At 31.5% G+C, this 25,694-nt stretch carries 23 protein-coding genes; 12 read left to right on the top strand and 11 right to left on the bottom strand.

All coding sequences use genetic code 11. The features are described from left to right. Positions 1–1,513 precede the first annotated feature (1,513 nt). A complete protein-coding gene (locus tag MRU_RS11140; protein ID WP_012957017.1) occupies positions 1,514–1,978 on the bottom strand; it encodes a DUF2299 domain-containing protein in 465 nt (154 codons plus the stop codon). Between the two features lie 211 nt (positions 1,979–2,189). On the opposite strand from MRU_RS11140, the gene MRU_RS11135 reads away from it, so the two are divergent. Beyond that, a complete protein-coding gene (locus tag MRU_RS11135) occupies positions 2,190–3,215 on the top strand; it encodes a cobalamin biosynthesis protein (RefSeq protein ID WP_012957016.1) in 1,026 nt (341 codons plus the stop codon). Between the two features lie 95 nt (positions 3,216–3,310). On the opposite strand, the gene MRU_RS11130 is transcribed toward MRU_RS11135, so the two are convergent. The 6 genes from MRU_RS11130 to MRU_RS11105 all read right to left on the bottom strand — a co-directional run bounded on the left by MRU_RS11130 (position 3,311) and on the right by MRU_RS11105 (position 9,130). Continuing rightward, positions 3,311–4,318 carry an ARPP-1 family domain-containing protein gene (locus tag MRU_RS11130; protein WP_012957015.1) on the bottom strand — a complete coding sequence of 336 codons (1,008 nt, stop codon included), beginning with the start codon at positions 4,316–4,318 and terminating at the stop codon, positions 3,311–3,313. A 155-nt stretch (positions 4,319–4,473) separates the two neighbouring features. Next, positions 4,474–4,830, bottom strand: coding sequence for an HIRAN domain-containing protein (locus MRU_RS11125; RefSeq protein WP_012957014.1), 357 nt, complete (start codon positions 4,828–4,830; stop codon positions 4,474–4,476). A gap of 569 nt (positions 4,831–5,399) precedes the next feature. Further along, a complete protein-coding gene (locus MRU_RS11120) occupies positions 5,400–5,648 on the bottom strand; it encodes a UPF0147 family protein (protein ID WP_012957013.1) in 249 nt (82 codons plus the stop codon). Positions 5,649–5,899: 251 nt separating this feature from the next. Further along, positions 5,900–6,391: a tRNA (N6-threonylcarbamoyladenosine(37)-N6)-methyltransferase TrmO gene (gene tsaA / locus MRU_RS11115; protein WP_012957012.1), complete on the bottom strand. Its 492-nt coding sequence runs from the start codon at positions 6,389–6,391 to the stop codon at positions 5,900–5,902. A gap of 88 nt (positions 6,392–6,479) precedes the next feature. Further along, a complete protein-coding gene (locus tag MRU_RS11110) occupies positions 6,480–7,067 on the bottom strand; it encodes a class II aldolase/adducin family protein (RefSeq protein ID WP_012957011.1) in 588 nt (195 codons plus the stop codon). 89 nt (positions 7,068–7,156) lie between these two features. Further along, positions 7,157–9,130, bottom strand: coding sequence for a DNA-directed DNA polymerase II small subunit (locus tag MRU_RS11105; RefSeq protein ID WP_012957010.1), 1,974 nt, complete (start codon positions 9,128–9,130; stop codon positions 7,157–7,159). 260 nt (positions 9,131–9,390) lie between these two features. Between MRU_RS11105 and MRU_RS12110 the strand changes: the two genes are divergently transcribed. The 6 genes from MRU_RS12110 (at position 9,391) to MRU_RS11075 (ending at position 17,331) form a co-directional block, all read left to right on the top strand. Next, the gene (locus tag MRU_RS12110) at positions 9,391–10,176 is read left to right on the top strand and encodes a hypothetical protein (RefSeq protein WP_012957009.1); all 786 of its coding nucleotides are present in this window, start codon (positions 9,391–9,393) and stop codon (positions 10,174–10,176) included. A gap of 181 nt (positions 10,177–10,357) precedes the next feature. After that, positions 10,358–11,719, top strand: a complete 1,362-nt coding sequence (locus MRU_RS11095; protein ID WP_048812550.1) for a cysteine-rich small domain-containing protein — start codon at positions 10,358–10,360, stop codon at positions 11,717–11,719. Between the two features lie 101 nt (positions 11,720–11,820). Next, positions 11,821–12,429, top strand: a complete 609-nt coding sequence (locus MRU_RS11090; RefSeq protein ID WP_012957007.1) for a potassium channel family protein — start codon at positions 11,821–11,823, stop codon at positions 12,427–12,429. 189 nt (positions 12,430–12,618) lie between these two features. Beyond that, complete coding sequence (locus MRU_RS11085; protein ID WP_012957006.1) at positions 12,619–13,950, top strand: magnesium transporter; 1,332 nt, start codon at positions 12,619–12,621, stop codon at positions 13,948–13,950. Positions 13,951–14,212: 262 nt separating this feature from the next. Further along, positions 14,213–14,917, top strand: a complete 705-nt coding sequence (locus MRU_RS11080) for an ABC transporter ATP-binding protein (protein ID WP_012957005.1) — start codon at positions 14,213–14,215, stop codon at positions 14,915–14,917. 119 nt (positions 14,918–15,036) lie between these two features. After that, the gene (locus MRU_RS11075) at positions 15,037–17,331 is read left to right on the top strand and encodes an ABC transporter permease (protein ID WP_143714341.1); all 2,295 of its coding nucleotides are present in this window, start codon (positions 15,037–15,039) and stop codon (positions 17,329–17,331) included. A gap of 58 nt (positions 17,332–17,389) precedes the next feature. Here the strand turns inward: MRU_RS11075 and MRU_RS11070 are convergent, their stop codons facing one another. The 4 genes from MRU_RS11070 to MRU_RS11055 all read right to left on the bottom strand — a co-directional run bounded on the left by MRU_RS11070 (position 17,390) and on the right by MRU_RS11055 (position 20,600). Further along, positions 17,390–17,782: a type II toxin-antitoxin system VapC family toxin gene (locus MRU_RS11070; RefSeq protein ID WP_012957003.1), complete on the bottom strand. Its 393-nt coding sequence runs from the start codon at positions 17,780–17,782 to the stop codon at positions 17,390–17,392. Next, positions 17,779–18,213 carry a hypothetical protein gene (locus tag MRU_RS11065; protein WP_012957002.1) on the bottom strand — a complete coding sequence of 145 codons (435 nt, stop codon included), beginning with the start codon at positions 18,211–18,213 and terminating at the stop codon, positions 17,779–17,781. The genes MRU_RS11070 and MRU_RS11065 overlap by 4 nt, the downstream gene beginning before the upstream one ends. Positions 18,214–18,328: 115 nt before the next feature. Then, positions 18,329–19,390, bottom strand: coding sequence for a hypothetical protein (locus MRU_RS11060; protein WP_048812549.1), 1,062 nt, complete (start codon positions 19,388–19,390; stop codon positions 18,329–18,331). Positions 19,391–19,442: 52 nt separating this feature from the next. Continuing rightward, entirely contained in the window at positions 19,443–20,600 is a 1,158-nt protein-coding gene (locus MRU_RS11055) for a hypothetical protein (RefSeq protein WP_012957000.1), read from the bottom strand. Between the two features lie 481 nt (positions 20,601–21,081). Here MRU_RS11055 and MRU_RS11050 point away from each other — a divergent pair, with 481 nt between their 5' ends. From MRU_RS11050 to MRU_RS11030, 5 genes are all read left to right on the top strand, one after another. After that, positions 21,082–21,480, top strand: coding sequence for a Zn-ribbon domain-containing OB-fold protein (locus MRU_RS11050; RefSeq protein WP_012956999.1), 399 nt, complete (start codon positions 21,082–21,084; stop codon positions 21,478–21,480). Positions 21,481–21,874: 394 nt separating this feature from the next. Then, positions 21,875–22,834: a sirohydrochlorin nickelochelatase gene (gene cfbA, locus MRU_RS11045; RefSeq protein ID WP_048812548.1), complete on the top strand. Its 960-nt coding sequence runs from the start codon at positions 21,875–21,877 to the stop codon at positions 22,832–22,834. 252 nt (positions 22,835–23,086) lie between these two features. Next, the gene (locus MRU_RS11040; RefSeq protein ID WP_012956997.1) at positions 23,087–23,554 is read left to right on the top strand and encodes a nucleoside deaminase; all 468 of its coding nucleotides are present in this window, start codon (positions 23,087–23,089) and stop codon (positions 23,552–23,554) included. 35 nt (positions 23,555–23,589) lie between these two features. Continuing rightward, positions 23,590–24,051, top strand: coding sequence for a GNAT family N-acetyltransferase (locus MRU_RS11035; RefSeq protein WP_012956996.1), 462 nt, complete (start codon positions 23,590–23,592; stop codon positions 24,049–24,051). 178 nt (positions 24,052–24,229) lie between these two features. After that, positions 24,230–25,681, top strand: a complete 1,452-nt coding sequence (locus MRU_RS11030) for a sodium-dependent transporter (protein ID WP_012956995.1) — start codon at positions 24,230–24,232, stop codon at positions 25,679–25,681. Positions 25,682–25,694 lie beyond the last annotated feature (13 nt).

The raw sequence follows: 25,694 nt of genomic DNA, 5'->3' as shown, positions 1-25,694 counted from the left end.
AGTTTCATCTCACATAGCTTAAAAAGTATAGTTATAATCATAAAGTTATCATAAAGTACCAAAAAGTACCAAAAAGTACCAAAAAGTACCAAAAAATACCATAAAGAATCATAAATTATCATAAAGTTTTTTTTAATGAACTTATAAAAACTTATGTAATTCTTTATTAATTGATAAATTATCAAAGTAAAAACAAATCTAAATAGATCTTAATTTAGAACAAATCTCAGAACAAACTAAAATCCAGAACAAATCCAGAAATCAGAACATTTATATTTTTCCCAAGAATGAACTAAAATCTAATATAGATTCAACTAAATTTATATTTTAATTAAATTTGATGCTAGCAATGCAATTCAATTAAAATATTAAAATTGTAATTATAAAAAATTAGTAAATTAATTTTCATATGAAGTCATGAAAGTCATAAGAAATGTGCCAAAAAATTCCATTTACTTTTCATGATCTAAAAGTAATAAAAATTATGTAAAAATTTTCATCTACAATAGTAAAATTTCAACTGTATTTCTATAATTTATTTCTTGAAATATTTAAAGTTTATTATTGTTTTATAACATAAGAACGTTCTTATTAAACAAAACAAATAAGAGAGAGTACCATTTCAAGTGTAAAACTTTAATAAAATATTTTTTAAAATAATTTTACAGTCGAAATTGATGTCTTTTTAAAAATTAAAACTTTTTTAAGTCAGAAAATATATAAATCGAAAATAAATATGATATTTTTAAAAAATAATAAAAAATAACATAAATAAATAAAAAATAAATGAATTTGACCATCAAAATTAAAAAACAATGATAAATATGAAAATTTGAACCAAAAAATTATAGATTAAAAGAATTTTCTGAGAGAGAGGTGCGTTTCAAGTGAAATAAAAATATGCAAGAAACGAAAATGAAGGGATTTATTTCAAGTGTAAAACTTAAACAAAAAAATTTAACGAAATTTAATAAACATTTTTACGAGCTTAAATCGTTAAATAAAGCATTTTTAAAAGGTTTTTTATCAAAATTTTTCAAAAATTATAGAGAGGTCAATTTCAAAAAGTTACAGTGGAAATAGACCTGTCTAACTTTTCAAGACCTTCGTTTGCGTTTCACTGGAAACATACCTCTCTCACTCTAAAAATCACCAATTTTCACCAAAAAATTTACAAAAAATTGCCAAAATTTCACTATTTTTCCAGGATGAATGAAACATGAAAAGTAATACTAAAATCAATAAAAAATATCATCAAATTAAACATAAGATCCTTGAATTTCATCAAAATTAATCAATGAAAAAACATTTGAAACAAATATTAAAAACAGAAATAAAATAAACAAATAAATTTAATAATAAAATAATAGATTAATAAAATAATGTAAATATAAAATAATATATAAAATCGATATATAGATTAGATAATAATCAAAATTAAAAAAAAGCTAATAATAAAATAAATAAAAATAAAAATAAAAAAAAAAATGAATATAAAAAAATATAAAGATATTTATTCTTTTTTCATCTGGACTGTTCCATATGTTTTACCTAACAACCAAATACATTGTAATTTTGCTTTAAATACCTTTTTAATTGATTTAACAAGGACATGTTTTGTAAGCCCATCAGAAAATATGTCTTCAGTTATGATAAAACGTTTCAATTGATCATCCGGATGTTCCAACTCAAAGTCTAGAAGCATTTCGTTTAAGGCAAATCTTACGTTCCATATAAACTCCTGATTTATTGCCTTATCAGTGTTTTTTATCATGTCTTGCTCTACTTGTGAGACTTCTGTTGCACAGCCTATAAGGAGAACGTCTTCTTTTGTTCTAGGCTGAATTACATCCATTGCATTGTTATTTGGGAAATTGATAATATAATGGAAATTAGCATTTTCATCATAAATCTTTTCTCTAATCATGTCTTCTTCCATTAACCATTCTCTTACTTGTTCTTCATCTATTACAGCCATATTATCACGTTTTGAATAATTAGTTCATTAATTTAGACATTTTGTCTAATTTTAAAAATAATTTTTTTTTTTATTATTTAATGAATTAATCAATTAATGATCAATTCATTTTATTTTTAATTCACCATTATATTTTCTTTTTAAGTTTTGATGAATAAAAATTTTTACTTATCAATAAATTATATATAGTTTCCTAATATATTTAATTTTAATGATAACTGAACTTTACTCCAATTCAATTTATATGTTACTTACAATCTTGCTATTTTCACTTGCAGTAGATCTTCTTCTAGGTGAGTTTCCAATGCAGATACATCCTGTAGTATGGATTGGAAAAATAATAAGCTTTTTTAAGAATATCCTAATCAAATACGACAATAAGATAGCTGGATTGATTCTCTCAATTGCTGTAATAATTGTTTCATCACTTATTGTTCTAATTCCAATGGCTATAGCAAGGTATCTATTGCCATATAATGATATGATGATTTATCTATTCAAGCTGATAGCGATTTTGCTTCTTACTTCAACATTTTCAGTCAAGCTGTTGTTGGATTCTGCCCGTGATGTTGAAAAGGACTTAAGGAACAATAACTTAAATAAGGCACGTCAGGCCGTTAGCTATCTGGTTAGCCGTGACACTAATGAATTGAATAAGGAGCATGTCATATCCGCTGTAATAGAGACTCTAAGTGAAAACATACCTGACTCCTATGTTTCAACTGTATTCTACTATTCAATTGTTGGAATAATAGCTAGCCTATGTGGAATTGGAGACTTTGATGTCATAATACTTGCTGTTCTTGCTGCATTTATCCATAGGGTTGTTGATACAATGGATTCCATGGTAGGATACAAGACTAAGGAACTCTACAATATCGGTTTTATTCCAGCGCATTTGGATGATGCTTTAAATTACATACCTGCAAGGTTTTCTGGAGCTTTGATTGTTGTATCTGCTATGTTTCTACGTTTAAATTGGAAAAATGCATTGTTTATTATGAGAAGGGATGCAAACAATTGTGACAGTCCTAATTCAGGATATACGATGGCAACAGTAGCTGGAGCATTAAACATTCAGCTAGAAAAGGAAGGAGTTTATACCTTAGGGGATAATATAAATCCAATAAATGTTGATTGCATTGAAAAGGCAGTGGATCTAGCAAGACTGACCATATTTTTAGTTACAATATTCTTCATGTTTGTATTTATGGATTTAATTCTTTTAATGCTTTAATAAGTAAAAAATCTTATTCTTATCTAAAACGAGTTTATCATATTAAATCCAATTTTTTTAAAAAAAAGAGAAATTAGATTTAGAAAAGTCTAAATCTATAAAATTTCATAGTTTTTATTGGAATCCTCTTTGAAGTAAGTCATATGAACTAATTCATCTTCAAATATAAGGCCAGAACCTGATCCTCCTTTAGTTGCGAATCTTATATTCTTTCCAAGGCCAACGGTTTCATATTCTATAAATTCAGATGAAGATAAATCATTCATTTCACCATTAATCACTCTAAATAATTCTTCGCCAACTGTATTATTTCCTCCATAAGAAATGGCTTCAATAATATAGCTTCTTAATGTCTTTTCATAATATTCCTTATAGATGCTATGATTATAGAATAACTCTAATCCCTTAAATTCACCGTTTATAAAGCAAATGAGACCATTAGCTCCATCTGCAATCATTAAATTCTTTATATAGTCATCTTGAGCGGTTTTAGAATGCTCGTAATTGTCGTTCATTGAGCTTGTCCTTGATCTAAAGGAATGTCTGTCTTCAAGATCGCTTATATGACTCCATACATCAGATTGATAGTCTCTGCATTCGTTTCTTGCAATTGACTTGATTCTTCTGCTTTCGAAGTTAAGGGAATAATCAGAATGTTGGAATTCTCTCTCGTTTGACTTGAATCTCCAGCGGCCATGTTCTGTACAACTGACTGGGATTTTCACTTGAGACTTTGCTGGAATTAGAAGGCTTTCATTCATTATTCTGTTTTGCTTGGCTCCTATTATTTCATCACCATCGATTAGGATAAGCGGAACAACTGCATCGTTTTTGCAGATTACTGTATTTACTTCCTCATTTTCAAGCTCCTTTATTTCAACAAGGCCCATTTCAAAGCCTTTTTTAAGTGTGATGAAATCTTTTTTTGCAAAGCTGTCAGTTTTTATAGGAATAATGTCCATATTTTTATAGGATTGTTTTTCCATAAGTTCAAGGCTAATGTTTAGACCATTGAAGTTTATGAAGATTGTGTTGATATCATCACTAAATCCCTTATCTTTATTGGATTCTACATTTACATTTATTTTTTCTGTATTTGACATATCATATCACCCAAATTAATAAATGAATTATTATAGTTTATAAAAGTAAAAATAGAGTTAATATTTATTTTATTGATAAAACAATTAATTTCTCAATGATAAAATAAATTATTCTTTCTTTAAGGTTAAATTTTAAAGATATTTTAAATTAAGGATTAAATAAAGTTTAAATCACTTTCCGGATCTCTTTTAAGGTCTTTTATTTCTTCCTCTTCAAGAATACGTGCAATCACATTTTCATTTGAAATGAATTTCACTTGAGCATAAGCAGCCTCATCATTTATTTTATCATAGACTCTTCCTGCACTCATTGTGCCTCGCACTACCGTTTTAACGCTGTTTGCCAAATATCCAACCTTACCTGCATATCTCATCTCAATTCGGATAGCTTCAGCGTCATAGGCATTGTCAGGCTCTTTAACAAGCTTTAAAATAGATCCGATTTTAAAAATCTTCTTTCCATGAAATTTATTAAAACAAATTACAGTTATGAATTTTTCATTTTTTACCATTTTACATACACCCCATAAAATTAGTAATATTAGTATGATTTTGATAGCTTATAAAGTTTTGTAAATTAATTTTTATGACGAATTTTACACTTGAAATGCACGTCTTTTTTTGGCTAGTTTTATTCTATTATTTTGAATATTGCTAATTTTGATTTTATGGCTTGAAAAACTATTTCTTTTGAAGAAAATGAGAATTTTTTACACTTGAAATATACCTCTAGGACAGTTAAATAAGTTATTTTTTAAAAATCGTTATTAAGGCTTAAATTTTAAAAATATTGCTTGATTGGCCTTATTTATTTAATAGGTTTTATCTCGTAAAACTTATTTTTTTAAAATAAAAAACCCTTATCGGAATTTGTTTGATAATATAAAAACTATATGGAAAAATAAAAGGAGAAATCAAGAAAATTGTCTAAAAAAAGCTAAAATTTTAGAAAGCGTAAAAGATGTAAAAAAGTGATAAAATAAAGTATAAAAGTTAAAAAAATAAGCTATTAAAAAAAAAAAAAAAAAATAAAAAAGCAGTAAAATAAAAACTGTATAAAAAATAAAAAAAAAGAGTTAAATTAAATAGCTTCTAATTTAGATAAGATTTCCCAAATTAAGGTTCTAGCATGAACAGGAATGTTAGGATCATTACTAATTTCATCTAATTTAATGATTACAGCGCTTGCTCTAACAGTTTCATCTTCTTCTTCATTGTTTAAAGTGTTGAAGGATTCATCTGCAGCTCTTCTGATATTACGTGGTACACTAGGATTTTCCATAATATGCTTTAATATTTGTGATACTTCCTCAAAAGTTTCATTTGTCATAATTATTCCTCCCTATTCACTATTGAAAAATATTCTAAAATAAAAATAAAATAGTAATAATTATTCAAATAAAGTAAATAGATTTAACATTAAATATTATGTTAATTAAACTATATATATTTAATGTCGATTTTTCCCTTATTTTTTAAATTGGATTTTTAAAAAAAGATAATTGAATTAAATTTTTAAAAGAAGATAGGAATTTAGAATCTATAGGAAATTAGAAAAAGAGTTAATGGGACGATGAAATATTAGTTAATAAATCTATCATCCGCTTTTTGTGTTTTCGCTTTTTTATGATTGGTTTCAAACCATCCAATTCTTAAGTCTACAATGGTGTCCTCATGCAATTGAGGAACATATGGCTTGATATCAAGAAGTGGAGTGCCATCAAGAATATCTACATTGGATATGTGCAAGACACAGTCATCATCAACGCTATCCAATGCAACTACAGTCATTCCTATGTTATTTGGTCTTTTAGGAGATCTTGTTGCAAAGACTCCATGTGTCTTATTATCCATGAAAGGCTTCACTTCCAATGCATTTCCATTGGTTTTATGTAAGTGATAGATAAGTATAAGATGTGAAAAACCAGTAATATCCTTTAATCCAGGCTTATATTCATCTTTAATATGTATTTCTCCTTTAATGCCTTTCGCACCGGTTGGTTGAATAGGCATTCCCTCTAGCTCTTTAAAAGGAGAGTGTATTGTTCCTATGGTGTCAAATTCAATTTTCATACAATAATATTAAACTTCAATGTTTATATAATTTTAGATGGATATTGAAAAAATACTTATTAAGATAAATTATTTAATTTAAATTAAGCTATTTTTCATCTAAGGAATTCAAGACTAGTGTCACAAATTGGGTTTTAGCACTTTCTTCAACGAATTCAACAAGTGTGGCAGCCTCTTTAACAGTAGATCCAGTGGCGATGACTCCATGATTCCTTAGGACAATAACATCCTCTTCCTTCAATGCTTCAGCAGCATTTTTAGCAAGTTCTTCACTTCCAGGCTTATAGTAGTCTATATCTTTAATGTATTCTGATTTTATTTGTCCGAATCCTTCCAAACGCTTTATTCTTTTATTGGAAAAGGCGAATCCTGTTGCATAAGGTGAATGGGTGTGTACGATTCCATAGACATCTGGCTTTTCACGATAGATTGCCAGATGCATTCCAAGTTCAGAGGATGGCTTGCCTTTAGTTAGATTATTGCCCTCTGAATCAACAAGAATTATGTCCTTATCTTCCAAATCAGCAAGGGATTTAAGTGTTGGAGTTATGGCGACTATGTCACCATGGTCTGTCTTGAATCTTGCGCTTACATTGCCAGCTTTCCCTGATACAAGGCCTCTTTCAAATACATAAGCTGACATCTCTACAACTGATTTTACTATTTCCTTTTCCATTTGTATCATCCTAAAATAAGTATAAAAATAAAATAAATAATAAATGCCATAAGCTACTAATGGCTGTTAAACCTTTATTTAATTCTAGTTTAGTCTATAAACTTCAATTGCTTATAATTGCCCCCAACATCAATGATAGGAACCTCTGCAGGGGTTGGAACAATGTTATAAATCTTCTGGAACTCTGTTTGAGTCTGGAAAGTTCCTGAATTAATGCAATGAATTCCCTTATAGTTTGTATAGGTATTTATGTGAACATGCCCTGTGTGCAGTACATCTGGGACCCTATCGATTACAAGGTGATCTTCAAGCTCTGAAGCAAGTGGGGTTCTCTCACCATATAAAGGAGCCAAATGTCTTTTATTTAAGAATTCTTTCATTACAAGGTCATTTCGCTCGTGTGAAAAGTCATTTGAACCCATAACCATATCATCTATTCCCCTTCCGTGGTAAATGAGCACTTCAAGCCCATCTAGACTTACCATACTTGGATTGGAGAGGAATTCCACATTATTCAATTCATATAATGATTTAGCATACTTTTCAGGTACAGCAGGCTGTGGCTCAGCCACTCTTGAAGCGTCGTGGTTTCCAGGAGTAATGATGATCTTTACATCGCTTCTTATGTCGCCTACAAGACGTGCAGCCTCATCATATTGGGCTGTAATGTCTTTTATTGCCAATTCCTTATCCTGATTTGGATAGACACCAATTCCGTCTACGATATCTCCACCAATAATCATGTATTTAACGTTATTAGCCATTTCCATCTGCTCTTCGCTTCCGAAATCGCCATTAATCCATTTGATGAATCTTGTAAAGGCGTCTTCAAGGAAGGTTGAGCTTCCAATGTGAATGTCTGAGGTAAATACTGTTCCAAAGTTCACTTCCTTTTTAGCTATTCTTGGAACTCCCGGATCTATGATGTTTTGACAGATTGCAAGCTCATTTCCCGGCCTTTTTTGAGCGACAATACCAATGACCTCATCTTTCATAAGATTCTTGGCAGCTCGTATCAGCTGGTCGTTATCCTTGCTTACAAGGATAGGCATAGAGCCGGTATCGTCCTCCACTTCTATGAAGTAATGGCCGTTTTTAGTGCTTTTTATGTCTGTAATCATTACAATAAGATTTAAATCAGTCTGAGTCTCGGTGATTTCATTGATTTTCTGCCATGTACGTAGTTCTGGCCTTTTAGATAATATGTCAGATAATTTCTTATACCTGTTTTGGAAATATTCGATAAGGTTTCCTATCTCACCGCTTGTGTATGACTTGTTGCTTGTGTCCTTTAGGACCTTGAAACCGTCAAAATTGACTTTAGATTCTGTTAAGTTTCTTCTGTATTTCTTTTTAGTCTCTTCAGACACTTCTACATTGTCTATTTTTACAATATGATCACTAGGATAGCCTGCATTTACTTTAGGCTTATCAGATTTAGGTTTTTCTATGGTTTTTTCTATTTCTTTAGTTTCTTGCCTTTGTGGTGCTTCTGTTGGTTTTTCTGCACTAATTGGTTTTATTTGTGGTTTTATTGGTTTTTCTGCACGGGTTTGTTTTGCAGGTGTTTCGAATGTTTGTTGTGGTTTTTCTATAGGTTTCTCCACGGTTCTTTGTTGGTTTGGTTCGAATGTTTGTTGTGGTTTTTCTATAGGTTTCTCCACAGTTTTTTCTTGTGTTGGTTTGAAGGTTTGTTGTGGTTTTTGTTCTCTAGTTTCCACTGCTTGTTGTGGCTCTACTGCTTTTTCCACAGTTTTTTCAGGTCTTGTTTCAATCTTTCTTTCAAGACCTTCTCCACTAGTTCTACTACCAAAGTCATCTAAAGAGCCATGATCTAATCCCTTGTTCTCTTTAACACTTATTCCAAGCGCTTTCATCATTTCTTTTATCTGCTTCTCATCTACCGGAACCAGATCTTCATTAGAATACTTTCCGCTTTTTAATTTTAAAATAATTGATGAACTTAAATCTAAAGGATTATCTGAGCCTAGAATTAAATCATACGCCCCTGGTGTTAATATTATTCCTTTTCTTGCAAATTTAAGAAGTGTTTCAGCTGTCATAAATACCAATCTTTTGTTTTTTTAATTAAAAATTCTATCATAAAAAATTATTCAGCTCTAATGTTTATCTATATTTATTATCTACTTTGTTGTTTATAAAATAATCTATATTTCTATTTTATAGTATGATTTTTCGATAATTATAAATTATATAATTAATAAAACTTTAATATTATAAGAGATTTACTGATTTAAAAAATTTTTGATTTGGTTAATCCCTAAACAATTAGAATTAAAATGAATTCAAAAAGTGATTTAAAATGAAAATATCAAGAATTATACTTATATTATTGCTTTTTGTTGTATTTTTTGAAATAGGACTGTTCAGCTCATATACCATAGTAAATGCTGAAGTTCCAAACCCTCAGGAATTATGGGATATGCAGGTAAACACTGTTAGTTCATTCTTCAGCCCTGAAAATGTAGGCGGATTGCTTATTAAGGATCCAGATAACATTAACGTTACAAATAAATATGATCTGGCCACAGAACTGGCTGAAGTGGCAGAGGTGGATGGAGTCAATGTGGAAAATATGACAATCACTACAAGTGCAGATACTGATGAAGAGCCATTCAATGCAACTGTAACTGCATTCGGTTATTCCACTCCTAAAGGAAATTCCGGTTCAATCGTTATTAGCGGACAGCCTGATTATAAGATTGTAGCTTCAGTTCAAATTAAGCATACCATAAATGGCTATGAAGCGGATTTGGACACTATCAATATTGAATCCATATTAAAGGTATATGACTCAAATGACGCTAAGAACGTAAGCTATTCCGGTTATGATTCAGGACCTAGCGGCGCTTCTCAAAGCTATAGCTATTCATCTGACTCTTCCAGTTCAAATGATAATGCTTATATCTCTTCAGATTCATCCAGTGGCAGTTCAAGCTATGACAGCGGAGCATCTTCTTCATCTGGTTCCTATAGTGGAGGTTCCAGTTATGATAGCGGTGCTTCTTCAGGTTCTGGTTCTTCTTCTGGTTCTGGAAGTGGAGATGTAGTGATTAATCTATTAAGTCCTATATTTTCATTTATTTAATTAGCGAATATAGTAAAATAAAAATAATAAATAAGAAAGAAAATAATTAATTAATCCTTATTTTCGCTAATTGAATAATTAAAAATTCACATTGAGCAATTTATTTAAAAAATTAGGTTTAATGTAAAATTAATACTCATAGAGTAATCTAATCAATTATTTCATATCCAAGGGTGGTATGATGATTCATCTTATTGGTATTGGGAATGATAAAGGAAATATAACTTTAAATGCTTTTAAGGCTATTAAAGAAGCAGATGTTATTATTAATTACAATGATATTGATTTAAGTTTCTTTGATTCTGAAATTAAAGACAAAGAGATTATTTCAGCTATTGATTTGATTAATGACATAGATTTAGAAGATGATCTTGATTTAAATGATGATGTAGCTGAAAATATTGATTCTGATGAGGATTTAGATTCTGAAATTAATTCAGATGACTTAGAATCTAATATTATTTCAGATGACTTAGAATCTAATATTATTTCAGATGATTTAGAATCTAATATTATTTCAGATGACTTAGAATCTAATGTGGGTTCAGATGATTTAGAATCCGATATTGATTCAGATGACTCATCTGACATCGATTTAGAAGATGATCTAAAATCAAACCCATTATTAGAAAGAATACTTCAAGAAAACTTCTTAATTGAACTAGCCATCTCTAAATCATTGGAATCCAAGCAAGTTGCTTTAATAGTCTCAGATGACCCAAATATCCTAGGCCTATCCAATCGCTTCCTTCAAATTAAGTCCAAGTATAGCGATGTAAAATATAAAATATATCCTGGGGTTTCTTCAATAAGCCAATCAGCATCTATAGTTGGTGCTCCTTTAGGTGATTTTGCTCTTATAGACCTATCAAACCCAATTACATCTTTATCTGAAATAGAAGACAAGGTAAAACACATTTTAGATGCCAATTTAGTCTTGGCAATCAAAAATCCTATCGACGATAAAAGAGAAGATGGAAGAGAGGCTTATAATTTAATTAAATCAATCATAAACGAATACAATGATGAATTATTGACTGCAATAGTCTATAGTGATGGCTATTACTCTATAGATGAGTTTAAAAATATTTATGATGAAGATATTGATGAAAATTCAATCTTTTTCATTGGAAATAAGTTATCCTATATTTTAGAGGAATCAATGGTTACTTCCTCTGATTATATTGTAGAGACTAAACTTATCTCATGGTCTATTGAGTTCTTTGAAAGGTATTTGAATGGAGAGGTTCCAAGAGGCCTTGATTATGATTGCGATTTCCTTCCATGCCATGTGAATCTGGAAGCTTGTGACTTTTGCTATTGTCCATTCTATCCCTGTGCAGATGGAGTTACAGGAGGAGAATGGATTAAGGACAGGGATGTTTGGAGCTGTCAGCACTGTGATTGGATACATCTGGAAGAGCCTTGTGTAGCTATTAGAGAAGGCTTGGATGATATCTTAAAGGAAATTGATGATTTGAAGGATAAACATATTGAGCTACTTAAATTAAGACGTAAGAGTCTTTTAAAGACCTTAAAATAGGTTTAACTTTAATTAACATTTATTTTAAATGTTTTAAGGCAATAATAAATTATTATTCATATTTATAAAATTATAAAATTACATATTAAAGAGTGTTTAAAATGCCTAGCGTAAAAGATATTTTAATTGAAATGAAAGATATGTCGGAATTAATGGTCGATTTAGCTTATTCAGCTGTATTGTTTAACAACAGAGCAGCTGCTGAAGAGGTAATCACCTTGGAAAACAAGTTAAACAGCATGAATTATGAGATTAAAAAACAATCTCTTGTTGCTGCAAGATCTCTTGAGGATGCAGAAAAGCTAACAACCTTGCTTGAGATTGCAGAAGCTGCAGAATCCATCGGAAATGCAGCTAAAGACTTAGCCGACTTGACATTGAAAGGATTCGAACCTCACCCAGTATTTAAAATGGTTATGGAAGAAAGTGAAAAGACCATTATCCGTTTGAATGTTGATGAAAGTTCAGTTCTTGTAAACAATTCATTAGGTGACTTATTATTATTAAACCGTACTGGTATGAGAATCATTTCCATCAGACGTGGAGATTCTTGGATTTACGGACCTGATAAAAACACAGTTATCATTGCAGGAGATGTATTGATAGCTAAAGGTTCTGAAGCTGGTACAGAGATTATTGAAAAATTAGCAGAAGGAGAAATGGATTTAGAAGATTTAGTCAATATGGAAGACTTTATTGATGATAATTAGATTATTTTAATCTTTAATCAAATGAAGTATGGATAACTTTATTGAAGAAATTAATTAATATTTATCAAGAAAAAAAATGAATTTAAATATTTTTGAAAAATAAGTGTTTAAATTATTGCAACTTATTAATATGTAAATTTTATGAGGTGACAGGAATGAGTATAGGAGGTGCCGAAATTGAAAAGTCTAATGAAGATGATACGTCAATTCGGGGAATCCTCCATCGCTCTTGTCGTCAATCTAATACTGTTTTTATTTAATGGAATTAAATACATATTTACCCTTCCTAATCGTATTTATGTCTATATAAAGCTATTTTTAGAAGATACTGATGCAGTATTAAAGGAAAGCCTGATTGCTCTTTCTATCTGTGCTGTAGGGGATTTATGTGCAGGTATCATTTTAGGAAATATGGAATTCTTCCTAAAGACCTATCCCGGCCTTATGGTAATCATTCCAGGTGCAATAGGAATGAGGGGAAACATCTTTGGCTCTTTTGGCTCAAGGCTTAGCACACACCTTCACATTGGTACTTTGTCTCCTGAATTTAAAAGATCAGAGATACTTAGCGAAAACATTACAGCATCCCTTATTTTGACTATGGTACTATCCATATTGCTTGCTGTAATCGCTAAAGGAGTCTGCATAGCCTTTGGATTTAAAAGCATAAGCATTTATGACTTTGTTCTTATTTCATTTATTGCAGGGCTTATTTCAACTATCATTATGCTGCCTATTACAATGTTTATCTCACTTAAGAGCTTTGAAGGAGGCTGGGACCCAGACAATATTACAACTCCATTCATTGCAGCTGTTGGAGACTTTTTCACCCTTCCAGCAATCATATTAAGCGTAATCATAGTGGGATTCATTTCCATAATCCCTATAGTCAAGATGATTGTCTTTGTAGCGGTAATATTTGTTACAATAGCAGCATTGATTGCAGGATACACAGCAAAAAGCGATGTAAGGCATATTGTAAGGCAATCCACTCCTGTACTATTCATTTGCTCACTCCTTGGAACATTTGCAGGTGGAATATTGAATGATTCTCTTACAACCTTGCTTAAGAATCAGACTTTACTCACTCTTGTTCCACTCTTCTCAGGTGAAAGCGGAGGATTGGTAAGCATATTAGGAGCAAGGCTATCATCTGGCCTTCACTCAGGTCTTATTGACCCAGTGCTCAGACCTAAGAAGCATACAGTAGAGAATTTTGTAGCTATATTGACCCTTTCAGTTGTAATGTATCCGGTTATAGGATTTTTGGCTGAGTCATCAACAATCGCATTTGGCAATATTGGTGTAGGAATACTTGAATCAATGTCAATAAGCTTCTTGGCAGGTATGATTTTGATTCTTCTAATGTTGCTTGTAGTGTTCTACATCTCTACAATTTCTTATAGAAGAGGATTGGACCCTGATAATATTGTTATACCTTTATCCACTAGCCTAACAGACTCTATATCAACATTAATTTTAATTGTTGTGTCTTTAGGTCTATTGAATTATGTTTTTTAAACATTTTAATCCCTAATTTTACTCTTTTATTCAATTTTGGATAGGTATTTTATTTATTCATTTTTAGAGTTAATTTTTAAATTATTTCTTTTTAGATAGATATTTTTATTTTTTAAATTACTTTTAGGTATACCTAAATATTTATACTATGAACTACATAACTATATAATGTTAAGAATCAATCAAAAAATTCATAAGAAAATTCTTAAGAATTTTATAAATTTTACAATATTCATATTTATTATTTTAAAGGAGCAATCCTATGACAACAATGATAGAATTTCAAAATGTTTCAAGAGAATATCAAAGTGGAGATCACATATTAAAGGCATTAGACAATTTAAGCCTAAAGATTGAAAAAGGAGAATTTGTTGTTATTTTAGGACCATCAGGTGCAGGAAAATCCACATTTTTAAACCTTTTAGGAGGATTGGATACCGCAACTAGCGGAAAAATAATCGTAAATGGGGAAAACATAGCAGATTATGATGATAATCAATTAACAAAATACAGGGCAAAGGAAGTTGGATTCATATTCCAATTCTATAACCTGATTCCTAATCTAACAGCAAAGGAAAACATTGAGCTTATGAGTGATATAACCAATCTAAAGGTAGATGGAAATAAGATATTGGATTCTGTAGGTCTCTTAGACCATGCAAACCAATTCCCTGCTCAACTCTCTGGTGGAGAGCAGCAAAGGGTCTCAATAGCTAGAGCCATTGCAAAACAACCGGCTATGCTATTATGTGACGAGCCTACAGGTGCATTAGACTCTAATACTGGAGTACTGATTCTTTCCTTGCTCCAGACAATGTGTCACGAGAAGAATACGACAGTTGTGATAGTGACTCACAATGCCAAATTGGCAGATGCAGCTGATAAGCTTATCAGAATCAAGAATGGACAGATAGAGGAAGTTAAAATCAATGAAAATCCATTAGATATTAATGAAATTGAGTGGTAACTGTCCATTAAATAATTAACTTAGTTTTTATTCTGTTTAAGATTTAAAAAGAAGGAATAATTATTAGTTTTTATATATTTATGAACATTTAATTTTTATTTTTTAATTTTTGTGATAATATGAAAATGCTAGTTAAAAAGATGCTTAGAGACTTATCTGACCATAAGATTCAATTTGTATCCATCTTCCTTATGGCCTTTTTAGGCGTATTCGCCTTTACAGGAATAAATGGAGAAGTGGTTGGAATCACAGATGTGTCAACACACTACTATGAAGACACAAATCTTGCAGATGGTTGGATATATGGCGAGAACTTTGATAAGGATACTCTAAAAGATATAAAGAACATGGAAGAGGTCAAGAATGCCCATAGGGAGATGGTAGTTGATACGGTAGCCAACTACTCTTCGGACCCAGACATAACTCTCCATATACTGGAAGGAAAGCAAGAGATATCCAAATTCCATCTGTTTAAGGGAAAAGACTTTAATCCTAACGACAAGGAAGGAATATGGATTGACAAGCGCTTTGCAGATGCAAGAGACCTAGATATTGGAGATAAGATATCCCTTAAATTTGATGGAAAGACAGTGTCTAAGACCATCCGAGGAATTATATACTCTCCAGAATATGTCTACTACATCCAGGAAGGAAGCATGATACCTGACTTCAGCCAAGTGGGCTATGCATTCATGCCAAGTAAGGGAGCTGATTTTGACATAGAGTACAATAGAATTACAATAGACGGCAAGAAGGAACTTGACGCTAAGGAGTTCAGCAGTGAGGTATCAGAGCTTTTAGGCCAATACACCTATGCCCAATTCGTTCCAAGGGAAGACAATGTAGGGGTAAGCACATTGCAGGATGAGATAGACCAGCATAATATGTTTTCAGGAATTTTCCCAATTATCTTTGTTATGGTGGCCCTTTTAACCCTTTTAACCACAATGAGCAGGGTGATTTCTTCACAGAGAACACAGATTGGAACACTGAAGGCTATGGGATATGACAATACTACAATCATTCTCCATTATCTCTCATATGGATTCTTCCTATCCTTTGCAGGCTCTCTTTTAGGCCTTATAATAGGTCCTCTCACCCTTCCATATCTCTTCTATCCAAGCATGTCAGCAATGTATTCACTTCCATATTGGGGTCCTGCATGGAATCTCAGTTTTTTCCTTGTGGCAGCTCTTATGGTAATCATTTCCGTTCTTGTAACATTCATATCTGTCAAGACAATCAATGATGAAAATCCGGCTGACTCAATCAAGCCTAAGGTTCCAAAGGCAGTAAGCTCTGGAATAATGGAGAGAACAAAGATATGGAAAAAGATGGGATTCAATGGAAGATGGAACTATAGGGACGCAAAAAGAAATAAGGTAAGGGCAATAATGAGCATCTTTGGCGTATTTGCCTGTGCTCTTCTTATAATGTCTGCATTTGGAATGTATGACTCTATGAATGACGTTCAGGACTGGCAATACAACCAGATTTATAATTACAACTCAAAATTATATCTTGATGAAAACATTACAGATGCTCAATTATCAACCGTAGTTAAGGACACAAACGGCGAAGAGATGATGGAGCAGGCCATTGAGGTCAAGTATAGGGGAAATAAGCATACCGCTTCGATGACGGTCTATAATGATTCAGAACTCTTTAGACCAACCGACATCAATAGAAACTATATAGAGATAGATCCAGATGGCGTTGCCATTTCAGACAGGCTTGCTGAAGTATTAGGACTTAAAGTGGGGGATAAGGTAAGGTGGCATCTTGTTGGAAATCCTAAATGGATTGATTCAGAGATAACTCAGACCTATTCAACTCCTTTCGGACAGGGAATAATCATGTCTGAAAAGACCTATGAAAAGTATGGCGGAGATGACTATAATTATTCAACTAATGTGGTTTTAACAGAGGATAAGGACATTAAGAACTATACAGGAGTCACCAGTGTCTCTACAAGGGAAGATATTGTAAAGGGCTGGGAAGACATGACTGAAGCCATGAATCTTATGGTTTATGTTCTTATAATATTTGCTGTCATTTTGGCTGTTGTGGTTTTATATAATCTTGGCCTTCTCTCATTTACAGAGATTCAAAGGGAAATTGCAACTCTTAAGGTTCTTGGATTTAATACAAAGAGCTTGAGACGACTTTTACTCACTCAAAACCTATGGTTTTCAACAATTGGGTTCATATTGGCAATTCCAGGTGCATATATTCTAATGGAGGCCATGATGGGCTCAACAGGAGCTGACTATTATTTCCCAATAAATATCTATCCGTTGAACTTTATAATCAGCCTTATAATGACATTCGGACTTTCCATACTTGTTAATCTGCTCTTTTCAAGAAAGATTAAGAAGGTTAATATGGTCGAATCCTTAAAGAGCAATGAATAGTTGAGGACTATTTAAAACATGAATGAGTTTTACTTATGTAAAACTCTTTTTTTATTTTTTAAATATAAATTCTTTTTATCCCTTTCACCTTATCAAAATCAGAATCAAAAGATATTATTTCATTTATCCGATATGTGATCATACTATCAATTATAGTGCAATCTGCAAAATTTATAGAACCATTGTAAAATTTAAATATATTTAGTGAGTTTTTGATATTTGCAGAATTTACACAATGTATTTTGTCTAATTGATATAATTTATTAACAATGTTATCTATATCCTTTTGTGTGCTTCTTTTATCCAACATATTTAATGATTCAACGAAAACAACACTGTTTGTCATCTTCTTTTCATAATCCACATCTTCCATCAATTTTAAAGCTTTCTTATGATATTTATCATTTTCATTTATTAATGCAATTATATAGGTAGTATCTAAAAAAATCATTTATACCTCTCTTTTAATCTTTCTTTCTTTAGTTTTACCGCATCTGTGACTTCTTCTGTCTTTATTATTCCGGCGATGCTTCTTGAAACATCGTCTCCTTCTGGTTTATCATATTTTAATATCTTTTTAATTTCTTCTTCAGTATTGATTGGTTTATTTTCTTCTCCTTCTTTAACTAATGAAATTCCTTGAGGTATTTCGTATTCGTAATCTTTAAGATCTATTTCTTCGACAGATTCTCTTATTTCATCGTAATTTAATAGTTTTTCTATTTCTTCGATTGATTTTATAGGTTTACTAGGGGTATCATCGTATTTGATTCCATATAGAATGTATCTATTTGCTAAATCTATCTGACTTACACCTGTTTCAACACTTTTTAATTTTAATAATTCTTTCACGTCTTTGTTAATTCTGATTGTAGTGCTCATTTAAATCAACTCATATACTTTAATACTTGTATATTTGTATACATGTATACATATATTTTTCCATTAAAAGTTTTATCAAAATTAAATTTTTCTTTCTTTTTTTAACTTTCATTTTCTATCTATAAGCCGTTTTTAAAACAAAATCCACCTCCCCGCTATTAAAATAATCATATCTCAACTGATTATTGGATACAATCTCATCAGTCATATTCTTATGGATAGCTACCATAACCGTTTTAAAATCATCAATATCATCATGTGGAACCTTAAAATGAATTGAATAAATCTCATTAGAGCTATTTACCATATCTTCAGCAAAGAACGGATTTAATTCAATCACCTCATCATTTAATCTTTCCATATCATCCCTTGTTCTGTTAAGGCTTTCCAGTATATAATAACTATTTGCATGCCTTATTGACGAATCAGAAATCAAGTAATAATTATAGTTATTTAGAGAACTTCTATAGATTCTAAAGTTCTTGCAAAGCCAAAAATACCTTCGATCATTGCTATGATTAGATAGATTAACATTGCTGTCATGATTGCAGAGTTCGGTTTTTTTATAATTCTCACCATAAAGCTCAAAGTCATTGAACCTATATATCACAAAATTGCTAAGATAGTCACATCTAACTGTTCTATTTATAGCCACAACATCACTAGATGATTCTAAATCATCTCCCATAGCTATTATATCAATATCAGAGTGGGGATAAATAGTTATTGAACTTTTAAGAGTCGAATTAAATAGATTCCGATTGATCAAGTCATCATAGTTAGATTGAAGCTTTAAGAGCTTGATATATGATATGGAGTTAGGTATTATCTCTTCATCACTACTGCTTTCTTCATAAAAAAAGCCATTTTCCACAGATTTTTTATTTATGGCAAGTCCTGGTATGATTCGTCTTGATACAATTCCATTATTCAATCCTTCATCTTCCTCCCAATTCATTGGACTTCCAGGATTGTTCAATAGATAATCTACACTTTCTATGCTTATGGCCTCTAGGGAGGAAAGCTCCTCTTGGCTAAGGACCTTTTCATTGACGCTGTCTGTTATATTGGCCATGATTCCTATGATGAATATAATCAATATGAGGGACAGAATCAATTCTGAGGAGTACATTAAGCCTTTTTGGTCTATTTTTAGCTCATTAACTAGTTTTATCATTTCAATCACTCTCTATAGGCCATATTTTTATTATTTAATTCACGGCCGTATTTTAATACTCACTCATTCCATACTTCACCTTATGTCCATGAGGGTCAAGATATAATATTTCATTCAATCCATTTTCACTATTATAAATAACCTCAACCCCTGGATAGATGTCATCACTGAATATTACATGGTCAGAGCCGCAGGCACTGACACCTCCGGTTTCATTGGTCTTTTGAGGATTTATAAATGTTTCAAAGCCATAATGGTCACATCCTGACTTTCCTTCTAGCCTGCATAAGTAGCAAGCTCCATCTGCGCTTTCGTGATAGTATCCATTGTCTCTGCAGTTTTTCATGATTCTTCCATTGTCATCTCCATGATGCTTATAAGGGTCGTAAGGGCATCTTTTTATTATAAATGGAGAGCTTGCATTCTCATAGAATGAATAGTTTTCAACATGATGCCTTCTGAGGAATTTAGCCAAAGAATGGCCATAAAATACCTTTTGATTGGAAGAGGAATCATCATTTTCAAAATTGGAGTCATGAGTTCCAAAATCAGAGTCACCTAAAAGACTATAGTCCTCTATTCTAAAGCTTGAATCATCACCGCAAAAGAGAACAGGTACTGGATCTTTTAGATTATAGCAGTTCACATACGATTCATCTATCTCCTCATAGGAAAAGTCTCCCTTTACACTTGAAATATATGTTTTAAACTTATAGGAAAATGGATCGCTAGTGTTTTCAATCCCTATGATTGAGGAGTTTATTTCAATATTATAGTTTTGATAATATTCCTGATTCTTTTGAGCCAGTTTTTCATCTATTATCTCCTTTAAGTCATCACGAGAGTTAAAGCAGGGTCTTTTATTCTCAATGACATATAAGCTCAGCTCTTCCAATGCCTCACGCTCAATATTAGGTAAATTTCGCTTATAATCTTCTATGATGTATTGGTATTGGTTTGAAGCTATTGTGTCTGTATGTTCTTCCCTTTCCTCTAAAACTGTGTTCAGCACAATAATAGAGAGAATCAAAAAGGATATTAGTAGAATTGCACTAATGACGATTGAATAGTTTCCTTTATTGTCATTAAGCAAGTTTTTAATTCTTGATTCTTTATGGAGCCCTTTATTTGAGTAATCACTATCATAATCTCTTTCTTGGACTGATTTTTTAGTTCCTTTTCTTGTTTTGAAATATTTTTTAATTGTCATTAAAAAATCTTTCTCAAGGAAATACTATTTAAAACTATGTATTTTTGGATAAAAATAACAATTGTGACTTAAAAAGTTGATTTGACTTCGTAAAATTGTTGTTATCCCGTAAAATTGTCGTGGCTTCGTAAAATTGTTATGAAATAAAAACAATTTTGTTGTTATCTTGTAAAATTGTCGTGGCTTCGTAAAATTGTTGTGAAGTTGAAACAATTTTGTTGTCATCCTGTGAAATTGATGTGAAAGTGTGAAAGTTGTTTGAGAGTGTAAAATTGATTTAAAATTGCTAAATAAATAAAACTCCAAAACCATTAAAAACCTTATAGTTTATTATAGATGAAAAATAAATAAATTAATGTTATAGATTATTTGCTATAAAATAGGCAAAAAAGTTAACTAAATAAAGAAAAATTAACATAAATAAAATTAAAATTTTTAAGTTTATTATATAATTACTTAAATTTCAATAAGGAGGAATTTAATGTCTGATACTGTAAGAACATGGCGTCATATCCAACAAAGATACAATCTTATTGGATCTAAATGTACTACCTGCGGTCAAGTTTTCTTCCCGCAAAGAGTTATCTGTCCTGAATGCAGAAGAAAAGGAAATATAGAAGATATACAATTTTCCGGAAAAGGAAAAATTCACACCTATTCCGTGATTAGAACACCTACTTCTGACTTTAAAAAGATAGCTCCTTATGCTGTAGCTATCATTGAGCTTGAAGAGGGCGCAAAGGTCACTGCACAGATTGTTGACGCTGATGTTGATGATATTCAAATTGGCGACCCTGTAGAGATGGTCTTTAGAAAGATTCGTGAAGATGGCCCTGATGGCGTTATCTCATATGGATTCAAGTTTAAAATCGTAAAATAATTATAGATTTTATTTATAATCGTAAAATAATTTTAAAATAGCTTTTAGCTATTTTATTTTTTTTTGCATTTATTTTAATACTTTTTTAAAAAAAGTTATTACTAATTTTAAAATTTTTACTTTAATTTTAATACTTTTAATTTAATTTAACTAATTATTAACAAAGTTTATTAATAATAAAGCTATAATTAATAGTATAAAAGAAATTTAACAAAAAATTTTATATTTTATTGACTTAAATTTAATTTTATTAAGTTTTCTGATTGTAAAAATTTATGCTTTAGACAAATAATATTTATTTAAATAACCAATCGGTAAATTGAAAATTAGCCCTTAAGTCAAGATATTATTAACTTTAACCAAGTTGTAACACATTAACTATTATGTGATTATTATGAGTGAAGATACTGCTGTTTTATTATTAAGTCATGGAAGTAGTCTCCCTTATGCAGAAGAAGTTTTTAAGGACATATGCGCTAAATTTAAGGAACAGACTGAATTTGACGCTGAAGTAGGCTATATGAAAGTGGCTAAGCCAAGCCTCCCTGAGGCAATAAATATCTTAAAGGAAAGAAACCCAGGTCTAAAAAGAATCATAGCAACTCCCGTATTTTTAGCCCCTGGAATTCATACAAACATCGACATTCCTATAATATTAGGCCTTGAGCCTAAGGAAACCGACCCAAGACAGCCTGACGGCAATTACCCAGAAGGCCACTATCTCTATGGCCTTGAAGAGGTTGATTTCGATGGAGAATTAAAACTTATCGATGCAATAGGCCCTAATCCAAGACTTATTGAAATCATAAACAACAGAATAGACACAGCTCTTGAAGATTCCAAGCTAGATGATGATGCAAAGACAGCAGTCTTACTTGTATCCCATGGAAGCAGATTAAACTACAATAAAGAGTTCATTTCATGCGTATTCCAACAGTTTGAAGAACAAACCGATTATGTATGTGACTTTGCATTCATGGAACTTGTAGATCCTAACATTCCAACTACAATTAACAAGCTTGTAAGCGAAAATGAAGTTGACAGATTAATTGTAGTCCCTGTATTCATTGCTCCGGGCGTTCATACAACAAGGGACATTCCGACAATATTAGGCCTTATTGAGGATGATGGTAGCGGACATCATCACCATCACCATCATGATCACGACCATGACCACAGTCACGACCACGGACATGACCATGATCACGGACACTCTCACGGACATCATCACCATCATCATGCCCATGGGGATGAAAAGATGGAGTTCGATGGAGAAATCTTATATCCAGAACCAATCTGTGATGATGACATATTGATTGAAATATTAGAAACCATGGTTAAAGAAGCTCTTTAGCTTTTTTAACTTCAATTCTTTTTAAACTTTAATTTAACTCTTTTTTAACTTCAATTCTTTTTAAACTTTAATTTAACTCTTTTTCAACTTATATTACTCTTTTAAATTCAAATTTGCTCTTTTTTATTGTTTTAATTTATTTCTCTTTCTTTCACTATTTCTCTTAAGAATTTCGATTTTATCTTTTCTTTTTTAGTAAAATTATTATCCTTCCTATTTTAAATATAATATCAAAAAGCAAAGAGGAATCATATGCATCAAAAATTTATGGAAGAGGCCATCAAAGAGGCCGAAATCTCATCAAAAGAGGGAGGATTGCCTATAGGAGCAGTCCTTGTAAAGGAAAACCAAATAATCTCTAGAGGCCATAACAGACTTATTCAAAAGGATTCATCCATCCTACATGCTGAAATGGATGCTATCGAAAATGCAGGGCGATTAAATCACGAAGACTACCAAAAATGCACCTTATACACAACATTATCTCCTTGTCCAATGTGCTCAGGTGCAGTGATTCTATACAATATCCCAAGAGTCGTTATCGGAGATAATCAAACCCTTATGGGAGCAGAAAAGCTATTAAAAGATAATGGTGTTGAAATAATTGTCTTAAACGATGATAAATGCAAAGAGCTCTTTGAAGACTTTGTAAACAATAATCCAGGAATATGGGAAAATGAGCTTGCTAAGGTGGGAAACACTACAGAGCTAAAGGAATAAAGATTTTTAGAGATTTTGAGATTTTAGGTGAAACTATGGAAACAATATTAACCAACGAAAAAGACGAAAGATTCATAGAGCTTTCTAATGAATTGAACAATGAATATTACTCTAATATTGGAGAAGACTCTCTAAAGTATCTCGATTACAACACCTTAGAAGATCCTCATGTTGTATTGCTTGTATTAAATTGGGGAAATCCTATAGCCTGTGCCAGCTATCGTATATTTGATGAGCAGTCAGTTGAAATCAGACGAGTCTATGTAAAGAAGAGATATAGAAATAAAAAAATAGCTTATAAGCTTGTCAAGGCCTTGGAGAAGTTGGCTATGGAAAACAATTTCAAATACTCAATTATTGAAACTGGAAGTGAAAATATGGCTGCCATCAACTTATATAAGAAGCTAGGCTATGAAAAGATAGATAATTTTGGCTTTTTTAAGGACGATGATGCTTGCATTTGCATGAGAAAGGAGTTTAAGACTCTTATTTTTTAATTCTTTCATCATTTTCCTATTTTTTTTTAAATATTTATTTGTCAGCTTTAAATGTGAAGTAATCATTAAATTATTCTAATTTTTTAATCATTATCTTTATTTATTATCTCCATTTGTTGAACAAAAATCAATAATTTTATATTATTTCTAAAAGAAATATATTAATCGGTGCTTATAAATGGATAATCAAAATCAATGGAATTCAAGAATTGCTTTTTTATTATCAATGATTGGAGCTGCTGTTGGATTAGGCAATATCTGGCGTTATAGCTATGTTGTTTACTCAAACGGTGGAGGAACTTTTTTTATACCTTATTTAGTTGCAATTCTAATCATGGGAATTCCATTTCTTGTATTGGAATATGGAATTGGATTCCGCCATAAAGACTCTTTTTCCAATATCTTAAAGAGCATCAATCCTAAATTGGAATACATTTCATGGGCATTGGTTTTAATTATCTATTTTGTTCTAATCTATTATCTGGTTATAGTAAGCTGGGATTTGGTCTATTTAGGCTCAAGCATAAATTTCAGCTGGGGAGCTGATTCTGCTCTTTATTTCGTGCAGAATGTCGGAGGAAGCTCAAACCTCTCCAATATGGCAAGCTTTATAATTCCAACAACCATTTCCATGGTCTTAGTGTGGATTTGTGTCTGGTACATCTCCCACAAGGATTTAAATGAGGGAATAGGAAAGGCTTCAAAGATTCTAATCCCTCTGCTTTTTGGCATAATGGCTTTCATAATTGTATTTGCATTGACCCTTCCAGGTGCAGGCATAGGCATAAGCGCATTGCTGAATCCTGATTGGCAAATGCTTTTGAATGTAAACATTTGGCTTGCGGCCTTTTCACAGATTATTTTCTCATTAAGCATGGGAGAGTCAATTTCACTGACATATGCCAGCTATTTGCCTGAAGGATCTAAATTGACCGACAATGTATTGATTGTGGTTTTTGCAAATTGCGCATTTGAAGTCTGCACAGCTTTTGGAATATTTTCCATTCTTGGTTATATGTCCTACACTTCCGGAACACCGATTGTAGAATTGGTAAGCGAAGGCACAGGACTTGTATTTGTTGTTTTCCCAATGATTTTCAATATTATGGGTGCTATAGGTCATATAATCGCTCCATTGCTATTTATAGCAATATTGTTCGCTGGAATTACTTCAGCTGTTGCAGTATTTGAACCGATGATAAATTCAACAGTCCATAAGCTGAACTGGTCCCGTAAAAAGGCTGTAACTGTATGGTCAATAGTAGGCTGCATAGTTTCATTATTATTCACAACAGGAATCAGCAGCTATCTTGTAGGAATTGTAGACAGCTTCATTACAGAATTCTGCATCCTTCTTTTAATTGCAATTCAATCCATAATATTCACATGGTTCTATGACATAGAAGGAGTCATTCCTATATTGAATGAAAATGACAGGGTAAAAGTAGGAAAGACATGGGTATTTGTTCTAAAATACATATTGCCTATCTTATTGTTCTTCATGTGGGCTAGTGGAGTATATCATTTGCTTTTAAATGCAAATACCTTTGAATTGATTGTTTATGGTCTAATTACAGTTTTTATTATAATTTTGACTTATGTTTTTACAAATATTCCTGAAAAGTCATAGGATAATTAAAAAG

Source organism: Methanobrevibacter ruminantium M1 (assembly GCF_000024185.1).
Lineage (GTDB): Archaea > Methanobacteriota > Methanobacteria > Methanobacteriales > Methanobacteriaceae > Methanobrevibacter > Methanobrevibacter ruminantium.
The sequence above is the reverse complement of the archived record's forward strand: the minus strand, read 5'-3'. Positions and strand labels throughout refer to the sequence as shown.